The sequence below is a fragment of the Helicobacter sp. UBA3407 genome (assembly GCF_949747025.1).
GTDB classification, from domain to species: Bacteria; Campylobacterota; Campylobacteria; order Campylobacterales; family Helicobacteraceae; genus Helicobacter_D; species Helicobacter_D ganmani.
Genome location: NZ_CATKCB010000052.1, coordinates 1 through 9905 on the forward strand (window position 1 = coordinate 1; position 9905 = coordinate 9905).

A 9905-nucleotide genomic window follows, 5' to 3' on the forward strand; every position below is an offset into this window, starting at 1 on the left:
AAAAATATTATTAAAAAATATTGCTAAAAATAGGAATGTTTAGTATAATCTCGGCTTCCAAAATATACATCGGCAATTTAATGTTAGATGAGTTCTTTGAAGGAAAAATAATATGGAAAAAATTAGACTTAAGTTAAAAGCGTACGATCATCGCGTTCTTGACAGATCGGTTATCTCAATCGTAGAAGCCGTTAAGAGGACAGGTGCAGAGATTCGCGGTCCTATTCCGCTTCCAACTAAAAAAAGACGTTATACTGTCTTGAAATCTCCTCATATCAATAAAGATTCAAGAGAGCAATTTGAAATCAGAGTGCATACAAGAATCATTGATATTGTTTCAGCAACTCCAGAAACGGTGGATAGTCTGACAAAATTGGATATGGCACCAGAAGTGGATGTAGAAGTCCGTTCAATGGGAAAATAAGGGGTATAAATGGAATTTTTAGTAGAAAAAATTGGAATGAGCAGAACCGTTGCCAAGCCAAGTATTCCTGTAACCTTACTAAAAGTAAAATCTGCAAAGATTTGTGAAATCTTAGAAAGTGGTAAGGCACTTGTTGCTTATCAACAAGGCAAAAGTGTAAATAAAGCTATCGCAGGTCAGCAAAAAAAATATAATCTTGATAAAGAATATAATAAATTTGCAACACTTCAAGTAAGTAATACGGAAGCAGGTGATTTAGATTTATCTATTTTAGAGAGTGCAAAAAGAGTAAAAGTCTCTTTTAATACAAAAGGACGCGGTTTTAGTGGCGTAATGAAAAGATGGAATTTCCAAGGTGGTCCAGGAGCGCATGGTAGTAGATTCCATAGAGCTCCAGGTTCAATCGGGAATCGTGAGTGGCCAGGACGTGTTCAGCCGGGTAAAAAAATGGCAGGACATTATGGCGATGAAAAAGTAACAGTGCAAAACGAAATTATTTCTTTTGACAAAGAACATAATGTACTTGTTTTGAGAGGTTCAGTTCCGGGATTCAAAGGTGCATTTGGTAAGTTAAAGGTTGTGAAATGAGTAAAGCAATTATTTTAGATAAAAACTTGAAAAAAGCTGGTGAAGAACAATTACCAGAATTCTATAAAGACATCAATGCGCATAATCTTTATCTCTACATTAAATCATTTTTGGCGTCGTTGCGTGCAAATAATGCAATGGCAAAGACACGCAGTAGAGTAAGTGGTGGTGGTAAAAAGCCGTGGAGTCAGAAAGGTGGCGGTAGAGCAAGAGCGGGAAGCATTACTTCTCCTGTTTTTGTAGGTGGTGGTGTTGCACACGGACCAAGCAATAACAGAAACTACAATTTGAAAGTAAATAAAAAACAAAAAAGACTTGCATTGCAATATGCTTTATTAGAAAAAGCAAATGCAAATAGTTTATTTATTGTAGATAAGATTCAAATAGAAAGTGGGAAGACAAAAGATGCTTGTGCTTTGTTTAAAGCATTGAATCAACGCAATACCCTTTTTATTTCGCACATTTTTGATGAAAAAACATTTTTGGCATTTAGAAATATTAAAGATTGTTATTTGATTGATGGTGCCGAATTAAACGCTTATCTCGTTGCGACATTTAGGTCTGTAGTGATTGAAAAATCGCTTTTTGAATCTATCACTAAAGAGGGTTAAGATGGCAAGTATTACAGATATTAAATCCATTATGTATACCGAGAAGTCTTTGAAACTTCAAGAGCAAAGTGTTCTTGTTGTGCAAACTTCTCCAAAATTGAGTAAAACACAATTAAAAGAAGTGTTTAAAGAATATTTTGGTGTAACGCCTTTGTCAATTAATTCTTTGAGACAAGAAGGGAAAGTTAAGAGATTCCGTGGTGTTATTGGCAAAAGAAACGACTTCAAGAAGTTTTATGTGAAGCTTCCAGAAGGCGCAAAAATTGAATCTTTGGCAGTTTAAGGAGTAAAAAATGGCAATTAAAACTTACAAACCATACACTCCGAGTAGAAGATTTATGAGCAATCTTAGTTCAGAAAATATTACTGCAAAAGCTAGTGTAAGAAAGTTATTGGTTAAACTTCCTGTGCATGCAGGACGCAACAATAATGGTAGAATCACAAGTCGCCATAAAGAGGGCGGAGCAAAAAAACTCTATCGCATTATTGACTTTAAGCGTAATAAGCACAATATTGAGGGCAAAGTCAGCGCGATTGAATACGATCCTTATAGAAATTGTAGAATTGCATTAATTAACTACAAGGATGGCGAAAAACGATATATCATTCAACCTAGCGGTTTAAAATTGGGAGATACGATTATCTCTGCAGAGGGTGGATTAGATATTCGTCTTGGTTATGCAATGAAGATTAAAAATATTCCAATTGGAACGGTGGTTCATAATATTGAAATGTATCCTGGACGGGGAGGACAACTTGCAAGAAGTGCAGGAGCTAGTGCGCAATTAATGGGTAGAGAGGGTAAATACTCTATTCTAAGAATGCCAAGTGGTGAAATGCGTTATATTTTAGGTGAATGTATGGCAACAATTGGAACCGTTGGAAATGAAGATTTTGCAAATATCTCTATTGGTAAAGCGGGACGCAATCGTCATTTAGGTATCCGTCCGCAATCAAGAGGTGCAGCGATGAACCCAGTAGATCACCCACATGGTGGTGGTGAGGGCAAAACAGGTTCTAGCGGACATCCAGTTTCTCCATGGGGTATGCCGGCTAAAGGCTATAAGACACGTAGAAAGAAAGCAAGTGATAAGTTGATTATCTCAAGAAGAAAAAAATAAGGAAAGTAAATGGCTAGATCAATAAAAAAAGGTCCTTTTGTTGATGAGCATTTAATGAAAAAAGTGCTCAAAGCAAAAGAGGCAAAAGATAATAAACCAATTAAAACATGGTCGCGCAGAAGCACTATTGTGCCTGATATGATTGGCTTTACTTTTAATGTGCATAATGGTAGAGCTTTCGTTCCTGTTTATGTAACAGAAAACCATGTTGGTTATAAGTTGGGCGAATTTGCTCCCACAAGAACTTTTAAAGGACACAAAGGCAGTGTCCAAAAGAAAATTGGCAAATAAGGGAGATTCAAATGAGTAAAGCATTATTAAGGTATATTCGTTTATCTCCTACGAAAGCAAGATTGATTGCAAGGGAAGTTCAAGGAATGAATGCTGAATTAGCGATTGCTTCATTGGAATTTATGCCAAATAAAGCGGCAAGAGTGATTTCTAAAGTAATCGCATCGGCAGTTGCAAATGGTGGCTATGAGGCTGAAAATGTAATTGTCTCTTCTTGTAGAGTAGATGCTGGTCCTGTGCTTAGACGTTTTACACCAAGAGCAAGAGGTAGAGCAACTCCAGTTAGAAAACCGACTTCACATATTTTTGTAGAAGTAGCACAAAAAAGTAAGGATAAGTAATGGGTCAAAAAGTTAATCCGATTGGTCTAAGACTTGGTATTAATAGAAATTGGGAATCAAGATGGTTTCCTTCATTTGCTAGCGCACCACAAAATATAGCCGAAGACCATAAAATTAGAAAATTCTTGAAAAAAGAGCTTTATTATGCTGGCGTGAGTGATATTTTGGTGGAGCGCACCGCAAAAAAAGTTCGCGTAACGGTAATCGCTGCTCGTCCGGGTATTATTATTGGAAAAAAGGGCGCAGATGTTGAAAAACTCAAAGAATCTCTAAAAAAGATTGTTAATAAAGATGTTTTTATTAATATTAAGGAAGTAAAAAAACCACAAAGTAATGCACAACTATCCGCAGAAAGTGTTGCTACACAACTTGAAAGACGCGTTGCTTTTAGAAGAGCGATGAAAAAAGTAATGCAAGGTGCAATGAAATCTGGCGCAAGAGGAGTCAAGGTTCGTGTTTCTGGTCGTTTAGCTGGAGCTGAAATGGCAAGAACGGAATGGTATATGGAAGGTAGAATCCCACTTCATACTTTGAGGGCAAAAATTGATTATGGTTTTGCAGAAGCCTTGACAACTTATGGGAATATAGGTGTAAAAGTTTGGATTTTCAAAGGTGAGGTATTGCAAAAAGGAATCCAAGCAGACAAACAAAGTGAAGAGGGCGAAGAAAAATCCAATCGTCCGACAAGAAAAAGAAGGGGGCAATAAACTATGTTAATGCCAAAAAGAACAAAATATAGAAAGCAAATGAAAGGACGCAATCGCGGAAAGGCATTTCGCGGAACCTCCTTAGCATTTGGTGAATTTGGAATTAAAGCTTTAGAACATGGAAGAATTGATTCACGCCAAATTGAAGCGGCTCGTATTGCTATGACACGTGCAACAAAGAGAACAGGAATGGTTTGGATTCGTGTTTTCCCTGATAAACCTTTGACTGCTAAACCTCTTGAAACAAGAATGGGTAAAGGTAAAGGTGCGGTAGATAAATGGGTAATGAATATTAAACCGGGTAGAATTATTTATGAAATGGGTAGTGTAGATGAATCTCTTGCAAGAAGTGCATTGGCTCTAGCCCAAAGCAAACTCCCTTTTAAAACAAAAATTGTAACAAGAGAGGGTGAAAATGAAATATACTGAGATTAACACAAAAACAATTGAAGAGCTAAATGCTCTTTTGAAAGAGAAAGAGACATTTTTATTTGAGCTAAATTTGAAGTTAAGAACAATGCAGCTTACAAATTCAAGTGAAATAAGAGTTGCAAAAAAGGATATTGCAAGAATCAAAACAGCTCTGAATGCTAAAAGGAGGGCACAAGTATGAGTAATGTGCAACCGCATAAAAGGATTATTGCTGGAAAGGTTGTTACAAAAACTGGCGATAAGAGTGTAACGATTTTAGTAGAAAGGCGCGTTACACATCCAAAATATAGAAAAATTGTTAAAAGATTCAAACGCTATATCGTACATGATGAAAACAATAGCGTAAAAGTCGGGGATGTGATTGAAGCAATTGAATGCAAACCAATTTCCAAAAGAAAGGCTTTCTCGCTTCATAAAGTTGTATCTGTAGGAGTTGAATTATGATTCAAAGTTTTACACGTTTAAATGTTGCAGATAATAGTGGCGCGAAAGAAGTTATGTGTATTAAAGTTTTGGGTGGAAGCAAAAGACGTTATGCAACGGTGGGCGATGTGATTGTTGCTTCTGTAAAAAAAGCACTTCCAAGCGGAAAAGTTAAAAAGGGTCAGGTTGTAAAAGCGGTTGTTGTTAGAACGAAAAAAGAATTGCATCGTGAAGATGGTGCTTTAATTCGTTTTGATGATAATGCCGCAGTGATATTGGATAGCAAAAGAGACCCTATTGGAACGCGTATTTTCGGACCTGTTGGAAGAGAAATTCGTTATGCTAATTTTATGAAAATCGTATCATTAGCACCGGAGGTATTGTAATGGCAAAATTTAAAATTAAGAAAGGTGATTTAGTAGAAATAATTACTGGTGATAAAGAGGACAAAGGAAAGAAAGCAAAAGTTTTACAGGTATTGCCTAAAACTTCACAAGTAATTGTAGAGGGTTGTAAGATTGCAAAAAAAGCTGTAAAGCCAACGGATAAGAATCCTAAAGGTGGTTTTATCAATAAAGAAATGCCAATTCACATTTCAAATGTCAAGAAAGCGGAGGACTAATTTATGTTTGCTTTAAAAACTGCCTACAAAAATGAAATTAAACCAAAGTTGGCAGAGGAATTGGGGATTAAGAATCCTATGCTTTTGCCAAAATTAGAAAAAATTGTAATTAGTGTGGGTGCAGGTATGCATGCAAAAGATACCAAGATTATGCAAAATATTGCCGACACCATTTCATTAATTGCAGGACAAAAAGCAGTGATTACGATTGCTAAGAAGTCTGTTGCAGGGTTTAAAATGCGTGAGGGAATGCCTATGGGAGTCAAAGTTACTTTGAGAGGAAATCAAATGTATAACTTCCTTGAGAAGCTTATCGTGATTGCACTTCCAAGAGTAAAAGACTTTAGAGGAGTTCCTCGCAATGGATTTGATGGGAGAGGAAATTATAGCTTTGGCGTGAATGAACAACTTATTTTTCCAGAAGTCGTTTATGATGATATTATGGTAAGTCATGGTATGAATATTACTTTTGTAACTTCAGCCGCAAATGATAAAGATGCGTTTAAGTTGCTTGAGCTTTTTGGCTTACCTTTTGCAAAAGGAAGAAATAATGGCTAAAAAATCTATGATTGCAAAAGCAGCAAGAGCACCTAAATTCAAAGTTAGAGCATATACAAGATGTTCTATTTGTGGAAGACCACATTCTGTTTATAGGGATTTTGGTATTTGTCGTGTCTGTCTCCGTAAAATGGGAAATGAAGGTCTAATACCCGGACTTAGAAAAGCAAGCTGGTAAGGAGAAGATATGGTAAATGATATTATTGCGGATTCTTTGACGAGAATTAGAAATGCAAGTATGAGACGCTTGGATACTACAAACTTATATTATGCGAAAATAATAGTTTCTATTCTTGAGGTTTTTCAAGCAAAAGGTTTTATTGAGGGCTTTAAAGTTATAGAGAAAGACAAAAAACATTCTATTAATGTTGTTTTGAAGTATGACGAAAAAGGACACACTGTAATTAATGAAATTACAAGAATCTCGAAACCGGGAAGACGCGTTTATAAGGGTAGAAATGAACTCAAACGTTTTAAAAATGGTTATGGAACAATTGTTGTAAGCACAAGCAAAGGCGTGATTGCCAACGATGATGCTTATAGGGCAAATGTGGGTGGTGAAGCCCTCTGCAGTATTTGGTAGGAGTATTTAATGTCAAGAGTTGGGAAAAAACCTATTAGCATTCCAAATAGCATTCAAGTGAGCGTAGAAGGGAGCAAAATAGTTTTTAAGGGTGGCAAACTTACAAAAGAGCTAGAGACTTATGGGCGCGTAGGTATTGCATTAAAAGATGGTGAATTAACTTTCGCATTAAATGGTGAAAATGCACAAGCAAAAGCTTATTGGGGAACATATAGGGCTTTAGCAAATAATATCGTAGTAGGTTTGACTGAAGGTTTTACAAAACAATTAGAGATTAATGGTGTGGGTTATAAGGCAGCGGTAAAAGGCAAAGTTTTAGAGCTTGCACTCGGATTTTCTCACCCTATTAACTATGATATTCCAGAGGGTATTGAAATTTCTGTTGATAAAAATCTTGTAACCATTAAAGGTGCAGATAAGCAACAAATTGGGCAGATTGCGGCTGAAATTAGAGAGTTTAGACCACCAGAGCCTTATAAGGGTAAAGGTGTAAAATATACTGATGAGCGTATTATTCGCAAAGCGGGTAAAACTTCTAAAAAGTAAGGATAAATAATGACAAATAAAATTATTAACAAAATAAGAAGTTTAAGATTTAAAAGGAAATTAAGAATCCGTGCCAAAGTTTTTGGAAGTGCTACAACTCCTAGATTAAGCATTTTTCGCTCCAATAGATATTTTTATGCTCAAGCCATTGACGATACAAAAGGCGTAACTTTAGTCAGTGTAGATGGTAAAAAAATGGGTTTAAAAAACAATAAAGAAGATGTTAAAAAAATTGCTGTTGCATTAGCAGATAGTCTTAAGAAAGCAAATATTACAGAAGTGCTTTTTGACAGAAATGGCTATTTGTATCATGGTGTTGTTGCAAGTTTTGCCGATTCTCTCCGTGAGAATGGAATTAATTTGTAGGGGATAATATGGAAATCAATAGAGAAGAGTTTGAAGAATATGTTGTAAATATTGGACGCGTAACAAAAGTTGTTAAAGGAGGTCGTAGATTCCGCTTTAATGCTTTAGTAGTCGTAGGAAATAAGGCTGGATTAGTAGGATTTGGGCTTGGCAAAGCAAAAGAAGTTCCTGATGCAATTAAAAAAGCTATTGATGATGCCTTTAAAAATATCATCAAAGTAAATATTAAAGGCACAACGATTGCGCACGATGTGCAAGAGAAATATAATTCTAGCGTTGTTTTGCTAAAACCAGCAAGTGAGGGAACGGGTGTTATTGCTGGTGGTTCAGTTCGTCCGGTATTAGAAAAGGCAGGGATTAAGGATATCTTGACAAAATCATTAGGTTCAAATAATCCTTACAATGTTGTGCGTGCCACCATTGAAGCCCTTTCCAAGGTTAAAGCGTAAAGAGGAGAGAGTATGGCATTAGAAAATCTAGCACCTGCAAAAGGTAGTGTTAAAAAAATTAAAAGAATAGGACGAGGACAAGGAAGTGGTATGGGCAAAACCTCTACAAGAGGTGGTAAAGGTCAAACTGCAAGAACAGGCTCCAAACAAAAAAGAGGTTTTGAGGGTGGGCAACAGCCTTTGCAAAGACGACTTCCAAAAGTTGGTTTTACAAGTCGTGCAGTTAAACCTTATGTGATTAATGTAGAATTCATTAAAGCAATTATGAAACTAGAAGAAATCACTTTTGAAACCATTAGAGCGATTCATAAGTTTCCGTCTTATACCACAAAAATCAAATTAATTGGTGTAAATGCTAAGAATCTTACATCAAAAATTAAAGATGAAAGAATCACAACGAGCGGACAAAAATAATGAACAAGACAATCGTCAATAAGATTCTTATTACTTTAGGCTTTCTTTTAGCCTATCGTGTATTGGCTTATGTTCCTGTTCCGGGCGTTGATACGACGGTGATTAAAGCTTTTTTTGACAACAATGCCTCCAATGCTTTGGGGTTATTTAATATGTTTAGTGGTAATGCAGTAGAGAGACTTAGTATTATTTCTCTTGGAATTATGCCTTATATTACGGCTTCTATTATTATGGAACTCCTTGCTGCGACATTTCCAAATCTTGGCAAAATGAAAAAAGAACGTGATGGAATGCAAAAATATATGCAAATTATACGTTATACCACCGTTGCGATTACATTGATTCAAGCCATTGGTGTTTCTATTGGATTAAAAAGTTTAGGCACAGGAGCAAATGGCGCAATTATGATTGATATGAATGTTTTTATTGCTATTTCTGCTTTTTCTATGCTCTGTGGAACAATGCTGTTGATGTGGATTGGAGAACAAATTACACAAAGAGGCATTGGCAATGGAATCAGCTTAATTATCTTTGGGGGAATTGTGTCTGGAATCCCAAGTGCAATCGCAGGGACATTTAACTTGGTGAATACAAATCAAATTAGTTGGCTTGTGTTGTTGTTTATTGCTGTGGTTATCGTGGTAACTGTTGCTAGCATTATTTTTATAGAATTAGGAGAGCGTAGGATTCCTATTTCTTATTCTCGTAAGGTAGTTATGCAAAATCAAGACAAACGCATTATGAATTACATTCCTATTAAGATGAATTTAAGTGGAGTGATTCCACCCATTTTCGCGTCGGCTCTTTTAATGTTTCCTAGCACAATTCTGCAAAGTTCTTCTAATAGCATCGTAATGCAAATTGCTGATTTTTTGAATCCTAATGGTTATTTATATAATGTGCTGATGTTCTTTTTGGTAGTATTTTTTGCGTATTTTTATGCTTCTATTGTATTTAATGCTAAAGATATTTCAGAGAATCTTAAACGTCAAGGTGGATTTATACCTGGCATTAGACCGGGCGAGGGCACAGCGAATTTCTTGACGGAAGTTGCAAATAAATTAACCTTTTGGGGTGCTTTATATCTAGCAATTATTGCAACTTTGCCGTGGGTTTTAGTAAAGGCTTCCGGAGTTCCATTTTATTTTGGAGGAACAGCTGTTTTGATTGTTGTTCAAGTTGCAGTGGATACAATGCGCAAAATTGAAGCTCAAATTTATATGAATAAGTATAAAACACTTAGTGCAGTGGGATTATAATGTCAATTGCAATTAGAAAACCACCTGAAATTGAAGCTTTAAGGGCTGCAAATAGAATTGTAGGTAAAACTCTAAATCATCTCAAAAGTCAAATCAAGCCCGGTATTACTTTAAAAGAATTAGACCAAATGGGAGAAGAAATGATTCTCTCCTGCGGAGCAACCCCATCT

General features: G+C 36.0%; 21 protein-coding genes. All 21 read left to right on the forward strand.

What is annotated here, in order from left to right:
* The first annotated feature begins 112 nt into the window (after positions 1 to 112).
* From rpsJ to secY, 21 genes are read left to right on the forward strand one after another with little or no spacing between them, the layout of a single operon-like run.
* Entirely contained in the window at positions 113 to 424 is a 312-nt protein-coding gene (gene rpsJ / locus Q1553_RS00785) for a 30S ribosomal protein S10 (protein WP_115551095.1), read from the forward strand.
* Positions 425 to 433: 9 nt separating this feature from the next.
* Positions 434 to 1012 (forward strand): 50S ribosomal protein L3, encoded by a 579-nt coding sequence (rplC, locus tag Q1553_RS00790; RefSeq protein WP_115551094.1) that lies wholly within the window; start codon positions 434 to 436, stop codon positions 1010 to 1012.
* Positions 1009 to 1623, forward strand: a complete 615-nt coding sequence (gene rplD / locus Q1553_RS00795; protein ID WP_300667882.1) for a 50S ribosomal protein L4 — start codon at positions 1009 to 1011, stop codon at positions 1621 to 1623. The genes rplC and rplD overlap by 4 nt, the downstream gene beginning before the upstream one ends.
* A 1-nt stretch (position 1624) precedes the next feature.
* The gene (locus tag Q1553_RS00800) at positions 1625 to 1906 is read left to right on the forward strand and encodes a 50S ribosomal protein L23 (protein WP_006801862.1); all 282 of its coding nucleotides are present in this window, start codon (positions 1625 to 1627) and stop codon (positions 1904 to 1906) included.
* A gap of 10 nt (positions 1907 to 1916) precedes the next feature.
* Positions 1917 to 2744: a 50S ribosomal protein L2 gene (rplB, locus tag Q1553_RS00805; RefSeq protein ID WP_115551092.1), complete on the forward strand. Its 828-nt coding sequence runs from the start codon at positions 1917 to 1919 to the stop codon at positions 2742 to 2744.
* A 9-nt stretch (positions 2745 to 2753) separates the two neighbouring features.
* The gene (rpsS, locus tag Q1553_RS00810; protein ID WP_115551091.1) at positions 2754 to 3035 is read left to right on the forward strand and encodes a 30S ribosomal protein S19; all 282 of its coding nucleotides are present in this window, start codon (positions 2754 to 2756) and stop codon (positions 3033 to 3035) included.
* A gap of 11 nt (positions 3036 to 3046) precedes the next feature.
* On the forward strand, positions 3047 to 3376 hold the full coding sequence (gene rplV / locus Q1553_RS00815) for a 50S ribosomal protein L22 (protein WP_115551090.1): 330 nt from the start codon (positions 3047 to 3049) through the stop codon (positions 3374 to 3376).
* Positions 3376 to 4083: a 30S ribosomal protein S3 gene (gene rpsC, locus Q1553_RS00820; protein WP_115551089.1), complete on the forward strand. Its 708-nt coding sequence runs from the start codon at positions 3376 to 3378 to the stop codon at positions 4081 to 4083. Before rplV ends, rpsC begins: the two co-directional genes overlap by 1 nt.
* Before the next feature lie 3 nt (positions 4084 to 4086).
* Positions 4087 to 4512, forward strand: coding sequence for a 50S ribosomal protein L16 (gene rplP, locus Q1553_RS00825; protein ID WP_115551088.1), 426 nt, complete (start codon positions 4087 to 4089; stop codon positions 4510 to 4512).
* On the forward strand, positions 4499 to 4696 hold the full coding sequence (rpmC, locus tag Q1553_RS00830; protein ID WP_115551087.1) for a 50S ribosomal protein L29: 198 nt from the start codon (positions 4499 to 4501) through the stop codon (positions 4694 to 4696). Before rplP ends, rpmC begins: the two co-directional genes overlap by 14 nt.
* Entirely contained in the window at positions 4693 to 4959 is a 267-nt protein-coding gene (gene rpsQ, locus Q1553_RS00835; protein ID WP_115551086.1) for a 30S ribosomal protein S17, read from the forward strand. Before rpmC ends, rpsQ begins: the two co-directional genes overlap by 4 nt.
* Positions 4956 to 5324 carry a 50S ribosomal protein L14 gene (rplN, locus tag Q1553_RS00840; RefSeq protein ID WP_026943275.1) on the forward strand — a complete coding sequence of 123 codons (369 nt, stop codon included), beginning with the start codon at positions 4956 to 4958 and terminating at the stop codon, positions 5322 to 5324. The genes rpsQ and rplN overlap by 4 nt, the downstream gene beginning before the upstream one ends.
* A complete protein-coding gene (gene rplX / locus Q1553_RS00845) occupies positions 5324 to 5560 on the forward strand; it encodes a 50S ribosomal protein L24 (RefSeq protein WP_115551085.1) in 237 nt (78 codons plus the stop codon). The genes rplN and rplX overlap by 1 nt, the downstream gene beginning before the upstream one ends.
* A 3-nt stretch (positions 5561 to 5563) precedes the next feature.
* Entirely contained in the window at positions 5564 to 6118 is a 555-nt protein-coding gene (gene rplE, locus Q1553_RS00850; protein ID WP_115551084.1) for a 50S ribosomal protein L5, read from the forward strand.
* Positions 6111 to 6296, forward strand: coding sequence for a type Z 30S ribosomal protein S14 (locus Q1553_RS00855; protein WP_115551083.1), 186 nt, complete (start codon positions 6111 to 6113; stop codon positions 6294 to 6296). The genes rplE and Q1553_RS00855 overlap by 8 nt, the downstream gene beginning before the upstream one ends.
* A 9-nt stretch (positions 6297 to 6305) precedes the next feature.
* Positions 6306 to 6701 carry a 30S ribosomal protein S8 gene (gene rpsH / locus Q1553_RS00860; RefSeq protein WP_115551082.1) on the forward strand — a complete coding sequence of 132 codons (396 nt, stop codon included), beginning with the start codon at positions 6306 to 6308 and terminating at the stop codon, positions 6699 to 6701.
* 9 nt (positions 6702 to 6710) lie between these two features.
* Positions 6711 to 7247, forward strand: a complete 537-nt coding sequence (gene rplF, locus Q1553_RS00865; protein ID WP_115551081.1) for a 50S ribosomal protein L6 — start codon at positions 6711 to 6713, stop codon at positions 7245 to 7247.
* A gap of 9 nt (positions 7248 to 7256) precedes the next feature.
* Complete coding sequence (gene rplR, locus Q1553_RS00870) at positions 7257 to 7613, forward strand: 50S ribosomal protein L18 (RefSeq protein ID WP_300691916.1); 357 nt, start codon at positions 7257 to 7259, stop codon at positions 7611 to 7613.
* A gap of 8 nt (positions 7614 to 7621) precedes the next feature.
* Positions 7622 to 8062 carry a 30S ribosomal protein S5 gene (gene rpsE, locus Q1553_RS00875; protein ID WP_026943282.1) on the forward strand — a complete coding sequence of 147 codons (441 nt, stop codon included), beginning with the start codon at positions 7622 to 7624 and terminating at the stop codon, positions 8060 to 8062.
* Between the two features lie 12 nt (positions 8063 to 8074).
* Positions 8075 to 8476, forward strand: coding sequence for a 50S ribosomal protein L15 (gene rplO / locus Q1553_RS00880; protein WP_115551079.1), 402 nt, complete (start codon positions 8075 to 8077; stop codon positions 8474 to 8476).
* On the forward strand, positions 8476 to 9735 hold the full coding sequence (gene secY, locus Q1553_RS00885; protein ID WP_115551078.1) for a preprotein translocase subunit SecY: 1260 nt from the start codon (positions 8476 to 8478) through the stop codon (positions 9733 to 9735). Before rplO ends, secY begins: the two co-directional genes overlap by 1 nt.
* The last annotated feature ends 170 nt before the right edge of the window (positions 9736 to 9905 follow it).

Excerpts from the sequence above, each read along its gene's own strand:
- rpsJ (WP_115551095.1), top strand. The coding sequence starts at position 113 with ATGGAAAAAATTAGACTTAAGTTAAAAGCGTACGATCATCGCGTTCTT.
- rplC (WP_115551094.1), top strand. The coding sequence starts at position 434 with ATGGAATTTTTAGTAGAAAAAATTGGAATGAGCAGAACCGTTGCCAAG.
- rplD (WP_300667882.1), top strand. The coding sequence starts at position 1,009 with ATGAGTAAAGCAATTATTTTAGATAAAAACTTGAAAAAAGCTGGTGAA.
- Q1553_RS00800 (WP_006801862.1), top strand. The coding sequence starts at position 1,625 with ATGGCAAGTATTACAGATATTAAATCCATTATGTATACCGAGAAGTCT.
- rplB (WP_115551092.1), top strand. The coding sequence starts at position 1,917 with ATGGCAATTAAAACTTACAAACCATACACTCCGAGTAGAAGATTTATG.
- rpsS (WP_115551091.1), top strand. The coding sequence starts at position 2,754 with ATGGCTAGATCAATAAAAAAAGGTCCTTTTGTTGATGAGCATTTAATG.
- rplV (WP_115551090.1), top strand. The coding sequence starts at position 3,047 with ATGAGTAAAGCATTATTAAGGTATATTCGTTTATCTCCTACGAAAGCA.
- rpsC (WP_115551089.1), top strand. The coding sequence starts at position 3,376 with ATGGGTCAAAAAGTTAATCCGATTGGTCTAAGACTTGGTATTAATAGA.
- rplP (WP_115551088.1), top strand. The coding sequence starts at position 4,087 with ATGTTAATGCCAAAAAGAACAAAATATAGAAAGCAAATGAAAGGACGC.
- rpmC (WP_115551087.1), top strand. The coding sequence starts at position 4,499 with ATGAAATATACTGAGATTAACACAAAAACAATTGAAGAGCTAAATGCT.
- rpsQ (WP_115551086.1), top strand. The coding sequence starts at position 4,693 with ATGAGTAATGTGCAACCGCATAAAAGGATTATTGCTGGAAAGGTTGTT.
- rplN (WP_026943275.1), top strand. The coding sequence starts at position 4,956 with ATGATTCAAAGTTTTACACGTTTAAATGTTGCAGATAATAGTGGCGCG.
- rplX (WP_115551085.1), top strand. The coding sequence starts at position 5,324 with ATGGCAAAATTTAAAATTAAGAAAGGTGATTTAGTAGAAATAATTACT.
- rplE (WP_115551084.1), top strand. The coding sequence starts at position 5,564 with ATGTTTGCTTTAAAAACTGCCTACAAAAATGAAATTAAACCAAAGTTG.
- Q1553_RS00855 (WP_115551083.1), top strand. The coding sequence starts at position 6,111 with ATGGCTAAAAAATCTATGATTGCAAAAGCAGCAAGAGCACCTAAATTC.
- rpsH (WP_115551082.1), top strand. The coding sequence starts at position 6,306 with ATGGTAAATGATATTATTGCGGATTCTTTGACGAGAATTAGAAATGCA.
- rplF (WP_115551081.1), top strand. The coding sequence starts at position 6,711 with ATGTCAAGAGTTGGGAAAAAACCTATTAGCATTCCAAATAGCATTCAA.
- rplR (WP_300691916.1), top strand. The coding sequence starts at position 7,257 with ATGACAAATAAAATTATTAACAAAATAAGAAGTTTAAGATTTAAAAGG.
- rpsE (WP_026943282.1), top strand. The coding sequence starts at position 7,622 with ATGGAAATCAATAGAGAAGAGTTTGAAGAATATGTTGTAAATATTGGA.
- rplO (WP_115551079.1), top strand. The coding sequence starts at position 8,075 with ATGGCATTAGAAAATCTAGCACCTGCAAAAGGTAGTGTTAAAAAAATT.
- secY (WP_115551078.1), top strand. The coding sequence starts at position 8,476 with ATGAACAAGACAATCGTCAATAAGATTCTTATTACTTTAGGCTTTCTT.